The following is a 16,932-nucleotide window of genomic DNA, read 5'->3' as shown; positions in this document are numbered from 1 at the left end:
ATTAACTATTCCGCTTTAAGACTTATAGGATTCAACAGATTACTCTCCATAATCCCAAGCAGGACTGCAGCGCCAATAGCACGGGCCTTTTCAGAAATCGTATAACAATATTCTTTTTTCCCGCGGGGATCAATATCGCCAACTTTGACCGCAGCATCAATTGGTGTGCCATCCAGCAGCAGTCCTCGTAAAACTCCGTCAATAGAGCCTGCTACTTCCTGGGAATTAAGTCCGTCATCAATGATTCCTAAACATTCTCCCGCCTGAACTTCCTCACCGATAATTCGTTTCGCCCGAAAGACTCCTGCCTGTTGGGAATATACGACACGTTCTTTGGTATATCCGCCAATATTGCCCGGAATTCCAGTATTCGGCTGGGCCGGACCTGTATAGATTAACCTGCCTAAGTCATGTCCTCGCTTCGTTTCTATGACCAGGTCCACATCATCACCAGCCGTAAAACCAGGACCTAAGCCTATAGTCAATTGTGCCATATCGCGGCGTGTCCCTATGTTCCGTTTCGCCAAAATGCCATCAACCAAGAACGTCGGCTTCAATCTTGCTAAGCACTGAAGCTCGGGGTCAATCAAAATAGGAATAGCACCGTCTTCCCATACACTAGCGCATGTCTCTGTTTCAGAAACGAGATGCGCCGCAATTCCTTCAACTTGCCAACTGCCCTTCACGACAGCCGTGCCAAAACATACCGGCCAGCGAACCATTAAGGGTTTGGGGACTTCCGTCATGACGACTCGGAATCCCGCTTTGGCCAAAGTCCATCCGACCCCTGTAGCTTGCTCTCCGGCTCCGCGGACTAAGACGACGGGTCCATTCAGCTTAAGTTTCTTAACCATAACGTGATTCTCCTTACCATATTCTTTAATTAAGATAGAGTTTTAATCTCTTTTTTGAATATAGTCCATCCAGGCCTGATACTCTTCAGGGGTGTCCACATCCTGCAGGAAAGTATCTTTTACTCTCTGCCGAGTCCAGCGTTCAGGATAGCGGTATAATACCTTCCTTCCCCCTTCTTCCCCTTGCAGCTCACGGAGTTCCGAAACATAGCGGCGGTGGAAAAAAACCGGAGAACCGACTCCTGTCTGAGAGACCGGCACTAAAAAGTCCGGAGCCTCTCTCAGGGCCTGTTCAAAACATCCTGCCAGTCCTTGAGCGGTAATACCCACCTGATCCCCGGGTAAAAAGCCCACCATCAGAGTAGTTTCCTGTAAATCCCTTAACCCTATGCGAAGAGTTTCCGAAAGCGGAATTGCTTGAGGGACTTGAAACCAATCCCCCCCCATTTCCAGGAAAAAACGCAGCGTATCCTGAGTCAGATAGTCTTCCGGAGGCCGTCGCGTGACCACATGAATTTCTATTAATCGTTTAGGCGGCGTTATCCTTGGCAACAGGTCTTGAACCAAATCCCGAGCTTGAGATAATTCTTGGGATAAACCCTGAGACAAGCTCAGTGATAACGTTTGCTGCAGCATAACCCCTTCTAAAATGGTATTGATGACATGACCGAGGACGGTAGTGTTTATGTAAGGTAACGCCAGTTTATCCCGTCCCATGCGAGTTGCTTGTCCGGCAGCCATTACCACAAGTCGAACCATTGCAGCTCTCCCCCCTTAGCATCGCCTGCAGCCAGTCTTAAGCTTCTGGGCTTTGTCTCTCCTTTAAAGCGCATCTCTTCCGCCCCTTTGCGGTAAAGAGCATCGAGCAGGACTTCAGAGTCAGGGACACTTAAACCAGAGAAATACGCTCCTTCGGAAGACTCCGCTTGTATAGAGAGTCCATGAACAGGCCGTCGAGGAATATTAAGGAAGATAACCCACGCTAGATGTTGATACTGAGGGTAAAATACCGGAGACTTCCCCAAATATCGCCAGGCGTTTTCCTCGGTGAACTGATTATGAACCAAATAAGGACAATATTCTGAGCGATGGATATCCTCGTCTTTCAACTCCTGCCCCCACAGTCTGCCATCCAAAATCAAAACTCCGCAATCTGAACTCCGGGGAATTTGAGGTTCATGGGACGCCCAGCACTTTAGACGGCGCTCCCGTGCCCCATCGCCTTCAATAATCCAATAACGTCGATATGCCGAACCATTTTCGTGAGAAATCAGGTTTTCGCCATCCCTCAAGACTGCTTTATCGACCATAGACGGAGAATTTCCCAGCCATTTTCCGCTTCCTTGTTCTTCGCCCGTATACCAAAAATAAATACCATGAGACTCAAAGGGCGGAGGATTTGCATGACGCCATGGCCGCACTTGGTTATCCGGATACACTTTCGTTGTGGTTGTGGCAATCACCGGATATCCGGCAGCATGGATTTCTTGGGTCAGAATTTGGAGACAAGTAGTTTTGCCACCTGCCCCAATTAAGGTAACGACTTGCGCGTGCTTCGTCATTTCCCAGAGGCTTCCTCTTGCGCATTTTTTTCGAGAATTATTCTTAAATTCCACCATATTTATTACCTGCACCTATTTGAAGATTAACCTTTTTCTGAGCTGATATCAATATAGTTTAATTATTTTATCAAAAAATTATTAACTTTACCCTTTTTCTAATTATAAGCGTAAATTTACTCAGTCGCTAAACATGGACGCCGGGTGTCTTGAAAGTCAGGGATGGCTTAATTAGACACTCGGCGTTGGTCTCTTTAGCTTATTTCTTATAGGGCGTCTCACGCAGCGGAAGCGTACAGCGCACCTTGCCGTCAAACTTATGATAAGCTGAGGCAACAGCGGGTGCCGCGGGAATGGAAGAAATCTCTCCGATACCTTTAGCTCCGTAGGCCAAGGGGGAAGAATTCTTTTCGATAATAATTGTCTCGATTTCCGGGACATCTGTTGATCGTAATAACCCTAAGGTGCCAAATTTTGCAGTTGGAACGCCATTTTGCAAGGGGAAATCTTCTCGCAATGCGTAACCCAGCCCCATAACAACTCCGCCTTCAATTTGTCCTTCAACAGCTTTAGGATTAATAGCCCGCCCCACGTCGTGAGCTGCAACAACCTTTTCCACGAAGCCCTGCTCATTGAGAATTACCACTTGAGTAGCGTAGCTGTAAGCAACATGGCTGACCGGATTTTGTTTATCGGAATTGATGGGGTCCGTCTTTCCGAAATATTCTCCGTAAAACTCCATACCCTCCAACTCTTCCAGAGACGATTTATATAAAGCATGCTGAAGTTTTAGAGATGCCTGGCGAATAGCCTCTCCCGTGAACAGGGTTTGCCGGGAGGCTGTGGTGGTTCCCGAATCAGGAGTCAAAAAGGTATCAGGGGCGCCGAAAGAGATCTGTTCCAGAGGCAGGCCGGTAGCCTCGTTGACGATCTGGGTCGCCACAGTAGCCAATCCCTGCCCGATACAGGCGGCGCTGGTGAGCACTACTACTTTTCCGGCTCGGACTTGCAGTTTTACCCGACCCGTATCCGGCAAGCCGACACCAACACCCGTATTTTTCATGACAGTAGCAATTCCTGCATAAGGATTGGATTCGTACACCTCACGAACTGCTAGGAGTGTTTCTTTAACAGCCGTCCCCTCATCGGTAATCTGGCCTGTCGGATTAATCATTCCGGGCTCCAGGGCATTGCGGTAACGAATTTCCCAGGGAGAAATACCGACTTTTTCAGCCAAAAGATCAAGATTTGTTTCCGAGGCAAAAGCCGCCTGTGGAACTCCAAAACCTCTGAAGGCTCCAGCAGGAGGATTATTGGTATAGACACAAAGTCCGGTAATGTCGACATTGGCAATTTGATAGGGGCCGGCCACATGAGTACAGGCTCTCTGCAAAACGGCGGTCCCCAAGGAGGCATAAGCTCCTGTATCCGCTACAATCTTTGCTGTCAGAGCAGTCAATCTTCCCTCCGCATCACACCCGGTTGTAACCTCCAATTCCATGGCATGCCGTTTCGGATGAACAAGAATGCTCTCCTTGCGCGAAAGAGTAAGTTTTACGGGCTTTTGAGTGATATATGCCAAAAGAGCAGCATGGTGCTGAACGCTTAAATCTTCTTTCCCCCCGAAGCCGCCGCCCACAAGCTTACTAATGACCCGAACTTTTTCCGCGGGAAGTCCCAAAATCCCCATAATTCCATGTTGATCGTCATAAACGCTTTGGTCTCCGACGTAGACTAAAATTCCCCCGTCGTCCTGCGGAATCGCCAAAGCGCTTTCCGGTTCCATATAAGCATGTTCCGTAGGCGGTGTCGTATAACGCTGAGTGACCACATGCGCAGATTTTGCTAACGCTTCCTCAACATTACCCCGTTTAATTTTCGTGGTGCTTAACAGATTTCCTTGAGTGTGAATTCTCGGAGCTTCCTCTGCTAAAGCTTCTGTCGGGCTAAGAACGGGTTTAAGCTCTTCGTAATCAACCTTGATCAAAGCCAATGCTTCGCGGGCCTGCTTCTTTGTCTGCGCCGCTACTAAAGCGATGGCGTCCCCAACGTAACGGGTTTCTTGTCCGACAGGGATCAGAGTCGGCCAATCATGGAATATATGACCGTGTTCATTAATCCCAGGAATATCATCTGCTGTCAATACTGCCTCGACACCGAGATAAGCACGTGCTGCAGAGGTATCGATCGCTTTAACCAGAGCGCGGGGATAACTTGTGCGCAGAACTGCAGCATGAAGCATATTATCAACGAATAAATCATCCACGTATTCGCCGGTTCCCAGAACCTTTTCTCGAGCATCCAAACGCTGAATGCTCGTCCCCACTCCAGCTCCGGTGAGGTTCACCGCATTAGGCTGAAGCTCACCGCGCAATACCTTAGCTGCTAACATAATTCCTTGTTCAATTTTGACATATCCGGTACAGCGGCAAATATTGCCTCGGATCGCCTCTTTGATCTCTTTGGAGCTCGGATTGGGAGATTTGTCAATTAAGGCTTTGGCACTTATAACCATTCCGGGAATACAGAATCCGCACTGGACAGCACCTGCTTCAGCGAAGGCCCAGGTATAGGCCTCCTTTTCCCGTTCGGACATCCCATCAACGGTTAAGACATTTTTCCCTGTCACTTTAGCCAATGTTTGCGTACAAGCGCGCACCTTCTTGTCATCAACAAGTACAGTACAGGCACCGCATGCGCCTTCACCGCAGCCGTTTTTTAAGGAAGTGATGTGCAATACGTCCCTCAAATATTCCATAAGGTTCATATCGTCCTGGCAAGAATACTCTGTTCCATTGACATTAATCTTAAACATTCTTCCCATCCTTTCTCCTCAGAAATGGATTCCGGAACAAATACTTTCCTGCAGGTAATTCTTGGGTTAATTGGCCATCTCGACACACCTGCCTGCCTCGTAAAAAGATACGAATCGCTTTTCCCTGCTGTTTAAAGCCCTCAAAAGGGGTGTAATCAACGTCCTGGTGCAGTCTTTCGACTGAGATTTCAGAGGAAATACTTGGGTCCCAGACCACCAGATCTGCATCACTGCCCGGGGCGATCGTCCCTTTGCGGGGGAATAACCCAAATAATTTTGCGGCATTAGTAGAGGTTAAAACAACAAATTCGTTAAGGTTTAATTTACCCGACTGTACGCCATAAGTGTACAGTAACCCCATCCTGGTTTCCACGCCGGGTGCTCCGTTAGGAATCTTACTAAAATCTTCAAGACCCAGCTCTTTTTGACCTTTATAATTAAACGCACAATGGTCGGTGGCGACCGTCTCTAAAATCCCCGTTTGCAGAGCTGACCATAAGGCTGCTTGGTTCTGAGCCGGACGCAAGGGCGGAGATATCACGTATTTGGCACCATTAAAGCCTTCGGAACTGTAATAACTATCATCGAGCAGCAAATACTGAGGGCAAGTTTCCGCATAGACTTCCCTCCCCTGTAATTTAGCCTTCGTTACAGCCTCAAGGGCACCACTGCAAGTAAGATGAACAATATAAAGAGGCGCATCGGCCAATTGTGCGAGAGTAATTACCCGCGACGTTGCTTCAGCTTCTACCTCGGGTGGTCGAGTTAATGGATGATTGCGAGGTGCGGTTTTCCCTTCCTGGCAAGCCTTTTGCACAAGATCATAGACTACATCTCCATTTTCGCAATGCACACAGACAAGTGCTCCGCATTTCCCAGCCTGACGCAGGGCCTGTAAGAGCGAACCGTCGTCGACTTGCAAAACATTCTTATAAGCCATATACAATTTAAAAGAAGGCACACCTTCCTGGTGAACCATTGTTGTCATTTCTTGAGCGATGGTATCGTTCCAATCAGTAATAGCCATATGAAAACCATAATCAACAAAACATTTACCATCGGCTTTTTTATGCCAGTTTTCTAAACCTGTTTGGAGACTTTCCCCTTTAAACTGAGTGGCATAATCTAGGATCGTCGTAGTGCCTCCCAATAAAGCGGCTTTAGTCCCCGAATAAAAATCATCGGAAGTCGTAATATCTCCTGCCGGGAGGTCAAAGTGGGTATGGGGGTCAATACCACCCGGAAATATCAAGCATCCATCCACCTTGATGACCTGATCACCAGGCTGCTTGATCTCGCGGCCAAGGGCCGCGATTCTCTCGCCTTCAATCCGGACGTCTGCTTGATACACATCGGCAGCTGTTACAACTGTCCCGCCATTTAAAACAATACCCATTCTAAAATCTCCTTAAGGCTTATTTTAGATGTTCGTAGAATTGGCTCCCATCCTTGCGAGCTTACTAATCATGAACTAACATTTATCGAAAACCTTCAGAGGATTCTAAAAGTTTGAGACAGAGTGCTTTCCAAGGAAAGCACTCTGGTTGACGAACTATTGTTACTCAATCTGATTCAATGTGAAAACTGAATTCTAAGGATAGACGTGAGTTCCTGTTTTGCCGGCTACAGCATCTTCAAGGGATTCCGGATTAGTAATGATTGCTTCTTTACCGCCATTCTCCAAGAATTTGATCACCGCCTGAACTTTTGGCAGCATACTCCCAGGGGCGAAGTGATTTTCAGCCATATATTGTTTGAGTTCGGCCAGAGACACGTTCTTTAAGGCTTTTTCGTCAGGTTTCCCATAGTTGAGGTAAACCGTCGGAACACCGGTTGAAATGATTAAGAGATCGGCTTTAATGTCGGAGGCTAAAAGGCTGGAAGCAAAATCCTTGTCAATCACAGCGTCAATGCCCTGGAACGAATTATCTTCCCGTTTCATGACAGGAATTCCGCCGCCTCCAACGCTCACAACGCAATAGCCGTCACGGGCCAGGCGGCTAATGACGTCTTTTTCAACAATTTCTTGGGGCAGTGGTGACGGTACAACTCTGCGGTATCCCCGTCCTGCATCTTCAACCATCACCCAGGAAGGATTTGCCCTTTTGATCAGTTCTGCCTGTTCCTGTGAATAAAAGGAGCCAATGGGTTTTGCCGGCTTTTGAAAAGCCGGATCATCCGGGGAAACCACGACCTGAGTCACTATGGTGACGGCAGACTTTTTGACGCCTCGTTTTTTAAACTCATTATCCATGGCCTGCTGAATTTGATAGCCAATAGCACCCTGGGTATCGGCCCCACAGCTCACTAAAGGCACCTGGTGCATTCTAGCAACGTCTGTAGCAATTTCAGACCTTCTGAGAATAAACCCGACCTGGGGACCATTGCCATGAGTAATGATCACTTCATACCCTTGCTCAATCATGCCCACAATATGCTTAGCTGTTTCACAGACCGCCTGATATTGATCCTCAACGGTTTCATGTCCTTTATCCCGAATCAGAGAATTCCCACCGATAGCAACAACAGCTAACGTACTCACGTTTATTTTCCACCTACCAATAGAGTCATCACTGCTTTAGCAGTATGCAAGCGGTTTTCAGCCGCATCATAAACAATGGAATGAGGTCCGTCAATAACCGAATCTTCAACTTCGTTATTGCGGTCAGCCGGCAGAGCATGCATATACATCACATCTTTACTGGCTGTAGCCATTTTGGCTTCCGTACATTTCCAGCTCTTATTAGCAATTAAAGCATCATCAATCACTTTGCTGGCACCGGTTTCGGTAGCTCCTGTTTGGTCTGTAACCCAGTTCCCCCAACTCTTAGGGATAACGATATCGGCATCTTTGTAGGCTGCTGCCTCATCATGGGTAATCGTCAGAGTGCCGCCGTGCTTCTCAGCGTTAGCTCTGGCTTGATCAATAACCCAGTCAGGAAGTTCCCAGCCCTCGGGATAAGCCAGCCAAACATCCATACCATAACGTGGGAAGAGCAACACTTGGGTAACCGGTACAGAAATAGGTTTTTTATGGCTTTCAGCATAAGCCCAAATGATGGATATTTTTTTGCGGCGTAAATCAGGAAGTTTTTCTTTGATGGTCATAAGGTCAGCCAACCCTTGGAAAGGATGGTAAAGGTCGCACTGCAAATTCATAATAGGTACCGATGACCAACGAGCCATCTCATTTAAGTAGGCATTTCCTCTGCCCCAGTTGCAGTAGCGGCAGGCGATCATATGCCCGAAGCGTGAAAGGATGATAGCGGTATCTTTGGCTGTTTCGCCGTGAGCAACCTGCATCGTGCTGGAATCGAGGAAACCTGCATGCCCGCCTAATTGAGCCATCCCTGCTTCCATGGAGTTTCTGGTTCGGGTCGATTGTTCAAAGAACATTAAAAAACCGGTTTTGTTCGTAAGATAAGGTGTATCTTCACCCATAGCAAATTTCCGCTTCAGTTCCATCGAGACTTCGAGCATTGTGTCGATTTCTTCTTTGGTAAAATCCTCTAAATTGATGAAATGACGTCCTCTGAATACTGTTTGCATTGTATTGGTTCCTCCTACTAGTTAATTCTTTAAGATCAGTAAATGTGTTAAAATTCCTTGTCCATTTTGCAGTCGTTCAAAGAGAGATTAGCTTACAGCTTCACTAAATTTTCCGTAGCGCTTGGCATGAGATCGACATACTTTTGGACATATAAACTTGGAATGACTGCATACATAGCGGCACAATCCACGAGTTCCTTTTTCCAGGTGCGCTCATTGGGCGCATGAGCTTGATCCTCATGACCGGGTCCAAAACCAATGCAAGGAATTCCATAACGACCCATGATGGAAACACCGTTTGTGGAGAAGGTCCACTTATCAACAACAGGATCCTTGCCAAACAGTCCTTTGTAGGCCTCTTCTAAGGTCGTGCTTACCGGATGTCCGGCCTCAATCAACCAGGTTGGGAAATACGCCTCGGTAGGATAAACGAGATTCGTATAAGACGGCCTTTCATAAGTGTACATACTCACTTCGGCATTGGCCGCTTTGACGGAAGGAAGATTTCTTATTTGTTGAAGAGCGAATTCCCAGGATTCTCCGGCTGTTAAACGACGGTCGACCGAAATCCAGCAGCTGTCAGCCACGGCACAGCGTGATGGCGAAGTGTGGAAAATCTCTGAAACCGTTAAACTGCCTTTACCTAAGAAAGGATGATCCGTCAAATTTTCATGTAAACTGCGAAGTTCCGTCAGAATCGGGGCCATTTTATAAATAGCATTATCTCCTCGTTCAGGTGCCGAACCATGGCAGCTAACGCCTTTCGTCATCACTTTAATTTCCATTCGTCCCCGATGCCCGCGATAAATTTTGCCATCCGTGGGTTCAGTTATGACCACAAATTCGGGGACAACTTTATCTTCATTAATAATATATTGCCAGCATAAGCCATCGCAGTCTTCTTCTTGCACAGACCCGACAACCACTAATGTATATTCATCTTCTAAACCGAGATCTTTAATAATCTTGCCGGCATAAACCATGGAAACCATACCACCGGTTTGGTCCGATGCACCGCGGCCGATTATAATCTCTTCATCTTCGTACCCTTGATAGGGATCATATTTCCAAAGTCCCGGATCGCCGACTCCCACGGTATCAATATGAGCATCCATGGCTATAAGGTGTTTACCATGACCGATATACCCAAGAACATTTCCCATAGGATCAATATCTACTCGCTCAAACCCTACTTTGAGCATTTCTTCTTTGATTCGCAGTACGACGTCCTTTTCAGCACAACTCTCGCTTGGTATGGCGATGAGATCACGTAAGAAACGGCTCATTTCAGGTTCATACTTTTTAGCCAATTCCAGAACTTTTGCAAAATCGGTATCCAAAATAAATTCCCCTTTCACTACGTTTGGATTATGGATTGCGGTTTTCGATCGTCATAGGTATTATGATCGTTCCCTTATTGATTAATGCAAGATTCATGCCATTTCCAGACACCTTGTTCCTTTATGTTTTAGGGCTCTAAGCAGATTGAATTTAGTAAATAACATAGATTTATTCATTGTAATCTCAAATTGAGACTCAATATTTATTGAAATAAACGTTAAAAATTTCTCGACGAGTGCCACAGGCAGAATTGAAGTCTCTAATCTCATTTTGAGACATTCGTCAAGTTTTGATACAGAAAAATTCCTCGTTATCTTCACCATCAAACCTAAAAAAAGGTTTTATTTTCTCCAATTTGATACTCTTTTATCTTTCGGTAAAGGGTAGCCCGGCTTATCCCAAGCATATTAGCAGCATCTTCTTTATGTCCCTCGGTTTCGGCAAGGGTCAGGGCTTTCGTAATTGCCTCTCGCTCAAGCTGTTTTAAGTTTAAAGAGCTGCTTTTAGGCTCTGATTTAAGACCATCTCTAATACGTTGGGGTAGATTGTCCAAAGTAATATAGTCTCCTACAACCATCGTTACGCAGTATTCGATGACGTTGCCTAATTCCCGAACATTACCCGGCCAAGGATAATGAGTTAATTTTACCATTACCTCAGGTGTTAGACCTTTAACCGCTTTTTCTGTAACGGACGAATAATAATCCAAATAGAATTGAACGAGAACAGGAATATCTTCCTGACGCTCGCGCAAGGGAGGAATCATTAAAGGAATAACATTGAGCCGATAATACAGATCTTCGCGAAATTCGCCAGTCTTCACCATCTCTTCAAGATCACGGTGGGTTGCGGCAATCACTCGAACATCTAAAGGAATCGAACGTGTACTGCCAATACGTTCAACTCGGCGCTCCTGTAAAACTCTTAAAATCTTAACCTGTAAATGCAGTGGCATGTCGCCAATTTCGTCCAGAAAGATTGTCCCATTATGAGCCAGTTCAAATTTTCCCATCTTACCGCCCCGCCGTGCACCGGTGAAGGAGCCCTCTTCATAACCGAAGAGTTCACTTTCCAATAAGTTTTCAGGAATTGCCCCACAGTTAATCGCTATAAAAGCATGACCTTTACGATTGCTGCTCTGATGAATAGCCCGGGCCAGCAATTCTTTACCTGTCCCGCTTTCCCCTTGAATTAATAGCGTAGCCTTGCTGGGGGCAACATGCAAAGCCATGGTTTTAAGCTCATTCATTTTAGCCGAATTGCCGATAATCTGGGAAAAATGGGTTTCAATTTCACTCACAGTGGCCTCTTTAACTAACTTTTTAATCTGCTGAATATCTCTAAGGGTAATAACGGCACCTTCAATGACTTCATTGTTCTTAATGGGAACAACATCGCAATAAAGCTGAGTAGCCACGCGTTTTCCTCGAATTGGACCGGAAAACTGTTCTCCTTTTTCCACCGCCAGCCATAGCTTTTTATCATCCAATAACTGATAGAGCTCCAATTCTTGGTTCGCTTCAATATCCAGCAGCTTTCTGGCATGAGTGTTAAAATGGGTTACTTTCTTCTGATCGTTAATTAATAAAATGCCGTCAGGCAATAGATTAAGCACTGTCAGCAACTGACTTGTCAGAAGCTCTCGTTCACGGTTTTGGTGACTTTCCACCACTTTGCCGACAAGAAGCTCAGACATCTTTTCCAGGAAGCTCAAAAGCGATTGTTTATTATCCATCAAGCGCTTCGTCTGTTCTTCATCAAAGCTTACCAGGCCTATCACACCAATAATTTGATCATCAGCGCGAATAGGAATCGCGACTTCGGCCAACTCAAGGCAATTCCCTCGGCAAGTACACGGCTTACAAAGCTCATTGTAACCAGGATTATCAATAATTACCGGCTCGCCGGTTTTCATAACATGACGATAAACAAAGCCATCATTCATTGGACTCCCAGAACGAATCTTATATTTGCCCGTTCCGGCAACCCTAATTAAATCGGCGTCGGCAATTTCAACCTCGATTTTTAAAGCCGCAGCAATAGCATCTGCGGTCTGCTGTACTGTTGTTTTTATGTCACTTAGGTGATACATCTTAGCACCTCAATAATAATTCACTACCTGATTACATTATATACAACTCTTAGTCTCATTTCGAGACTCGAAGTCCATTTGCGACAAAATTAAAAAAACAAAGGCGGTGAACTCATTCAGCCAAAGCTGAACCTCGAGGTTTCGGTAACGAAATGTCCTGTAGACTCTTTCGCCAAAAGTGCCTAAACCATAACAAATTTATCACGTTGAAGGGATGGACTCTTCCTTATATTCAAAACTGCCGTGCACTTAAGAATTGCTGCCTTAACGGCCCGTTGACGGCAATTCTCCATCCCAAACAATGCTTAGATATTTATAAGGATCCGTATTCCCTTCCGTGTTGAAGATGAGAATTTGTGATTGATCATTGATATTTAACTGCTCTCTAGCTGCTTTGAAGGCCTTATCCCTTAAAAAGGAGCCTAAGAGGCCTGCCGTCACTGCTCCAGATTCTCCGGATATAACCCTGGGATCTCCAAGCAAGGGATTAGCCAAAACTCTCATCCCTCGGGCAGCAACCCAGTCCGGAGAAGAGACAAACATCTGGCTGTAGTCTCTAAGAATATTCCAGCCAATAAGATTCGGTTCGCCGCAAGCCAATCCGGCCATAATCGTCGACATATCTCCACCGACAACCCGTGGCCTGCCATCTCCGGCAAGAGCAGACTTATATAAACAATCCGCTTTATTAGCTTCAACCACTACTGTCTTAGGGCGATCCTCCTGAAAGAGTGAGGCGAAATACCCCTGCACCGATCCGGCCAAGGCCCCCACACCGGCCTGCACAAAGATATGAGTCGGTTTCTCTACGCCAAGATTATTCAGTTCTTCCAGCGCTTCAGCCGACATAGTACCATAGCCCTGCATAATCCACGAGGGAATTTCTTCATAACCTTCCCAGGAAGTATCCTGCACAACCACCCAGCCATTTTTTTCTGCTTCCTCAGCCGTCATGCGAACGGCATCATCATAATTCAAGTCCGTAATCGAAGCTTCTGCGCCCTCTTCCCTGATTTTATCCAAACGAAACTGGGACGATCCTTTCGGCATATACACAACTGATTTTTGTCCCAATTGACGGGCAGTCCAGGCTATACCCCGGCCATGATTACCATCCGTCGTTGTGGCAAAGGTTATATCGCCTAATTGTTCTTTAACTTCCGGGGAAGTTAGAACTTGATAAGGAAGCTCACTGATGTCTTTATGGAGTCGTTGGGCAAGATATCTCCCAATAGCATAGGAACCCCCTAAAGCCTTAAAGGCATTCAGACCAAAGCGAAAAGATTCATCCTTGACATAAATGCCTTTCACCCCATAATTTGAGGCCAATCTATTTAACGCCCGCAGAGGTGTAGGCTGATAATCAGGGAATGTCTCATGAAATCGTCTCGCTTTCTCAATTTCATCTTTACTGAAAAGTTTGGTGGAAGAACCTTTGCCATAAGTTTTTAACATGTTATTTTGAATCCATTTAATTTCGTCACTCACGATAATCGCTCCTATTCCAAAATTACTATCGAAAACAATTTCTTGTTGAAGCCCTTAGATTTTATCTCCCCCTAAATTGAATTGTTCTCACTAAAATCAAGGAATATTTCATGCAATTATCGTGCCACCTTTTAACGTGTCAGAGGGACGGTCCTTTTGACACGCTTTTTTCTTCTGACACGCTTTGATAACATTCTATTGACGTTAATAATTTTTTCCTGCGTTAAATTTTAGATTTCTGCATTGTTTAATATTTCCAATAGAGTAAATCTGGAGATATACCTCTAGAACGAACTAAACTATTTTGTTTACCGAAATTAATATCATTACAAAATCTAAATATAGCAAAGAACCAGAACCAATCTTATGTTAAAAAAACAAAAAAGACGATCCGCTTAATTTATCAAACTGATCGTCCCAATCTACTGATTTTTAAACTGATTCAATAGGCAAACTCTTTAAGACCTGACTCTCTCAACCATTCCTCTATTAATTCCGAGCAATTTGGCAATAGAAACCACCGATAGATTTGTGTTGGTTCGTAAATTTCTTATTACTGAAGTTCTAAAATTTTTTTCCGTTTTAATCATGTCTAAACTCATTTCTGACCAATTCTGGTTCAGGTAGTTATGCAGATATACTTTACCATCTTGGATAGTTCGAATTGTACCATTACCTTCATTGTCGTCCAAATAGGGATTAGTATCCTTATTATTTTCGTTTGAGAATTTAATAAACTCATTGATTGCATCCTTTTGATCTTCGGCAAACATTTTTAGGATATATAGAACATCCACAATCGTTGACCCTTCCCTGTTCCGGTCTAAGTACCATTGATAACTGCTCCACTGATACTGTTCGGCACGTTGTACTAAAAAGGCCTTTTGAGGATTCTGGTGAATATAGCGAATAACTGCTAATAGGGACCTGTCATTTTCAATTACCTCACTTCTATAGCGGCCCTGAAATACATGCCCTACACGACCATACTTTTTGTTGAAATGCATCGCATAACTGGTTGCAATTCCTTTCAGTGAAATTGAAACGTCATTGTTAGTATCTTTTAGGGCTAAATGAACATGATTGTCCATAAGGCAATAAGCATATAAAATCAGCATATTGTCAGTTTGCTTTTTATTAACAATATTAATAAATCTTTGACGATCTTCATCATCTAAGAATATATTTTTGCGTTCGTTCCCTCTGAGCATAATATGATAACATCCAGAATTACTATATCTCCGTTGTAATCTGGTCATTTAGATTCTCCCTTTCATCCCCTTTCCGTTCAGCATATCCACTATTTACCATGATGTCAATATGTGTCAGGGGGACGGTCCTTTCAACACACAACATTCACTGTTTTAACAGAATATCAAATTCAATAAGGGGTTTTCGAACCGCTATTTTATCCGACCCTTACTTATCGCTTTATATTTAACTAATACGATGTACTTATAAAGTGAATTACCGTGATACCAAGACGAAATATTTTTGCTATCATCAGAGCGGTTAGCGCTCACCTAACTCTATTCGCGTCCCTTATATCTGCATCAGGTGCGCATAGTTTGTTATTGTTTATCGTAATTTAGCCCAAGATAAATGTAATCTGGTTCTCCGCGCTTACTTTCAACTTGATATTCCTTTACATTACTAAAATAGTTCTTTAAGCGATTATGAAAATTCTCTGATGCTGAGGAACTCCAAAAAGAGACTACTCCAGATGGATTAAGAATCTTAGAAAGTGCATAAAGTCCTTTTCCCGTGTATAAACGACAATTAGATTCCATAACCGTCCACTCAGGACCGTTATCAATATCTATGCAAATGATATCAAATTTGTCTTCAGTAGAATCTAGCCAGGTCAGTAAGTCCTCTTGTATAATCCGAATCCGAGGATCTTTTAAAAAATTACCCATTAGCGGAGAAAAGTAAGTATAATTCCATTCAATAATCTTAGTTTCAAGTTCAAGAACTACAATTTCCTTAACTTGAGTTTCGCCAAGCATTTCTTGAAGAGAATAACCAACACCTAAACCTGCAACTAAAACTTTTTGGGGATTGGATGAGAATCTTAAAGCTAGGGTAACCAATTTCCGTTCAGAATCGCCATTATACGTTGAAATTAAGAATACTCCATTACTTATTATCTCATAATCCTGATTACGTTTTTGTAACTGTAGTTCTCCTCTTTGGGTTAAGCAGCGTTCTATTACCATAATATTATCTTGCATAAATTCAGTCTCCTTAATTTTGGATTACTAACAAACGTTGCGTTGAGCAAGCGTCGAAATAATACATTGTCTCGGATTGAACCTACTTTTCCTCACACTGTCTTAATCCTCTCTTTTCCATAATTCTGGAGGATTCATTTCATAGATCCCATTATCTCGGTACATGTAGCCCCATATAATGAACTCACGCCGAATGGTTGCGTAATCCGGGTGAAATGTTTTAATATGCTCGTTAATCTCGTTTTCCAAATACTTTCGCCCTACCGTTAATCCGTCTAACATCCGTTCTAAAACAAATCGCCTTTTCTTGCATTGAACAGGAATTTGTTTCAGTTTGCCATCAGGAGTAAAGAAATTCCTGAGAACGCGATCACGTTCTTTTTCACGACTATTTGACATGCCTTCCTCCCCTTCAGTTTTCATGAGCCCATTTACTGATTCTAGAATAAAATTCAAAGTTGCCTGAGCATCCCGTTGTAATGTCATCTCCTCCAAAGAAAAATAAATAGTGTTCTTCTCTCGTCTAGTTTTTATGAGACCCGCATCGCGAAGTCTTGCCATGTGGTGAGTTATCGTCGAAGGGGTTATCCCAAGGCGTTCTGCAAGTGCCTGACCATGTTGAGGCTCCTTCGCCAAAAGCGCAAGAATACGAATACGTGTAGGATCAGATAATGCCTTATGAAAATTAATAATTCGATTTAGCTGCAATAGTTAACCACTCCTTTTCTACAATCTCTAAAACCGCTGTTTTAGGATATCTAATAAGAATCAAAAAGAGATTCGATGATTATCTAATTAGATTATAATCTAATTAGATAATCTGTCAAGTTTTAACAGCCAAACAAAATTCCAAGTATAGAAAAAAACTAGCTAACATGTTATGTTTTTAAAACTAAAAAAACCTGTTGCAAAATTCATAAACGCTTCTAGTAAATAAAATCCTGCATAAATAGTGGTTTTATCCTCTACCTATACAGGATTTTATTTATAAAAACAGATA

At 44.0% G+C, this 16,932-nt stretch carries 13 protein-coding genes; all 13 read right to left on the bottom strand.

Going from position 1 to position 16,932, the window contains the following annotated elements; all coding sequences use genetic code 11:
* Positions 1 to 5 precede the first annotated feature (5 nt).
* Positions 6 to 854 (bottom strand): selenium-dependent molybdenum cofactor biosynthesis protein YqeB, encoded by an 849-nt coding sequence (yqeB, locus tag DEAC_RS20325; RefSeq protein ID WP_047811927.1) that lies wholly within the window; start codon positions 852 to 854, stop codon positions 6 to 8.
* Positions 855 to 896: 42 nt separating this feature from the next.
* Entirely contained in the window at positions 897 to 1,613 is a 717-nt protein-coding gene (locus DEAC_RS20320) for a nucleotidyltransferase family protein (protein WP_047811926.1), read from the bottom strand.
* Complete coding sequence (gene yqeC, locus DEAC_RS20315) at positions 1,595 to 2,416, bottom strand: selenium cofactor biosynthesis protein YqeC (protein ID WP_242847229.1); 822 nt, start codon at positions 2,414 to 2,416, stop codon at positions 1,595 to 1,597. The genes DEAC_RS20320 and yqeC overlap by 19 nt, the downstream gene beginning before the upstream one ends.
* Before the next feature lie 256 nt (positions 2,417 to 2,672).
* Positions 2,673 to 5,228, bottom strand: a complete 2,556-nt coding sequence (gene xdh / locus DEAC_RS20310) for a selenium-dependent xanthine dehydrogenase (RefSeq protein ID WP_047811924.1) — start codon at positions 5,226 to 5,228, stop codon at positions 2,673 to 2,675.
* Positions 5,221 to 6,624 carry a dihydropyrimidinase gene (gene hydA / locus DEAC_RS20305; RefSeq protein WP_047811923.1) on the bottom strand — a complete coding sequence of 468 codons (1,404 nt, stop codon included), beginning with the start codon at positions 6,622 to 6,624 and terminating at the stop codon, positions 5,221 to 5,223. The genes xdh and hydA overlap by 8 nt, the downstream gene beginning before the upstream one ends.
* A gap of 195 nt (positions 6,625 to 6,819) precedes the next feature.
* On the bottom strand, positions 6,820 to 7,770 hold the full coding sequence (arcC, locus tag DEAC_RS20300; RefSeq protein ID WP_047811922.1) for a carbamate kinase: 951 nt from the start codon (positions 7,768 to 7,770) through the stop codon (positions 6,820 to 6,822).
* 2 nt (positions 7,771 to 7,772) lie between these two features.
* Entirely contained in the window at positions 7,773 to 8,777 is a 1,005-nt protein-coding gene (locus DEAC_RS20295) for an ornithine carbamoyltransferase (RefSeq protein ID WP_047811921.1), read from the bottom strand.
* A gap of 92 nt (positions 8,778 to 8,869) precedes the next feature.
* Complete coding sequence (locus tag DEAC_RS20290) at positions 8,870 to 10,117, bottom strand: YgeY family selenium metabolism-linked hydrolase (protein WP_083996376.1); 1,248 nt, start codon at positions 10,115 to 10,117, stop codon at positions 8,870 to 8,872.
* A gap of 329 nt (positions 10,118 to 10,446) precedes the next feature.
* Entirely contained in the window at positions 10,447 to 12,210 is a 1,764-nt protein-coding gene (locus DEAC_RS20280) for a sigma-54-dependent Fis family transcriptional regulator (protein WP_047811919.1), read from the bottom strand.
* 264 nt (positions 12,211 to 12,474) lie between these two features.
* Complete coding sequence (gene dpaL, locus DEAC_RS20275; protein WP_047811918.1) at positions 12,475 to 13,698, bottom strand: diaminopropionate ammonia-lyase; 1,224 nt, start codon at positions 13,696 to 13,698, stop codon at positions 12,475 to 12,477.
* Between the two features lie 458 nt (positions 13,699 to 14,156).
* The gene (locus DEAC_RS20270) at positions 14,157 to 14,957 is read right to left on the bottom strand and encodes a transposase (protein ID WP_047811917.1); all 801 of its coding nucleotides are present in this window, start codon (positions 14,955 to 14,957) and stop codon (positions 14,157 to 14,159) included.
* Between the two features lie 312 nt (positions 14,958 to 15,269).
* Positions 15,270 to 15,932, bottom strand: coding sequence for a spermine/spermidine synthase domain-containing protein (locus DEAC_RS20265; RefSeq protein WP_047811916.1), 663 nt, complete (start codon positions 15,930 to 15,932; stop codon positions 15,270 to 15,272).
* 102 nt (positions 15,933 to 16,034) lie between these two features.
* Positions 16,035 to 16,640 (bottom strand): DUF2087 domain-containing protein, encoded by a 606-nt coding sequence (locus DEAC_RS20260; protein WP_047811915.1) that lies wholly within the window; start codon positions 16,638 to 16,640, stop codon positions 16,035 to 16,037.
* Positions 16,641 to 16,932: the final 292 nt, after the last annotated feature.

The sequence above is a fragment of the Desulfosporosinus acididurans genome (genome assembly GCF_001029285.1).
Lineage (GTDB): Bacteria > Bacillota > Desulfitobacteriia > Desulfitobacteriales > Desulfitobacteriaceae > Desulfosporosinus > Desulfosporosinus acididurans.
This window is presented reverse-complemented; position numbering and strand designations above follow the sequence as displayed.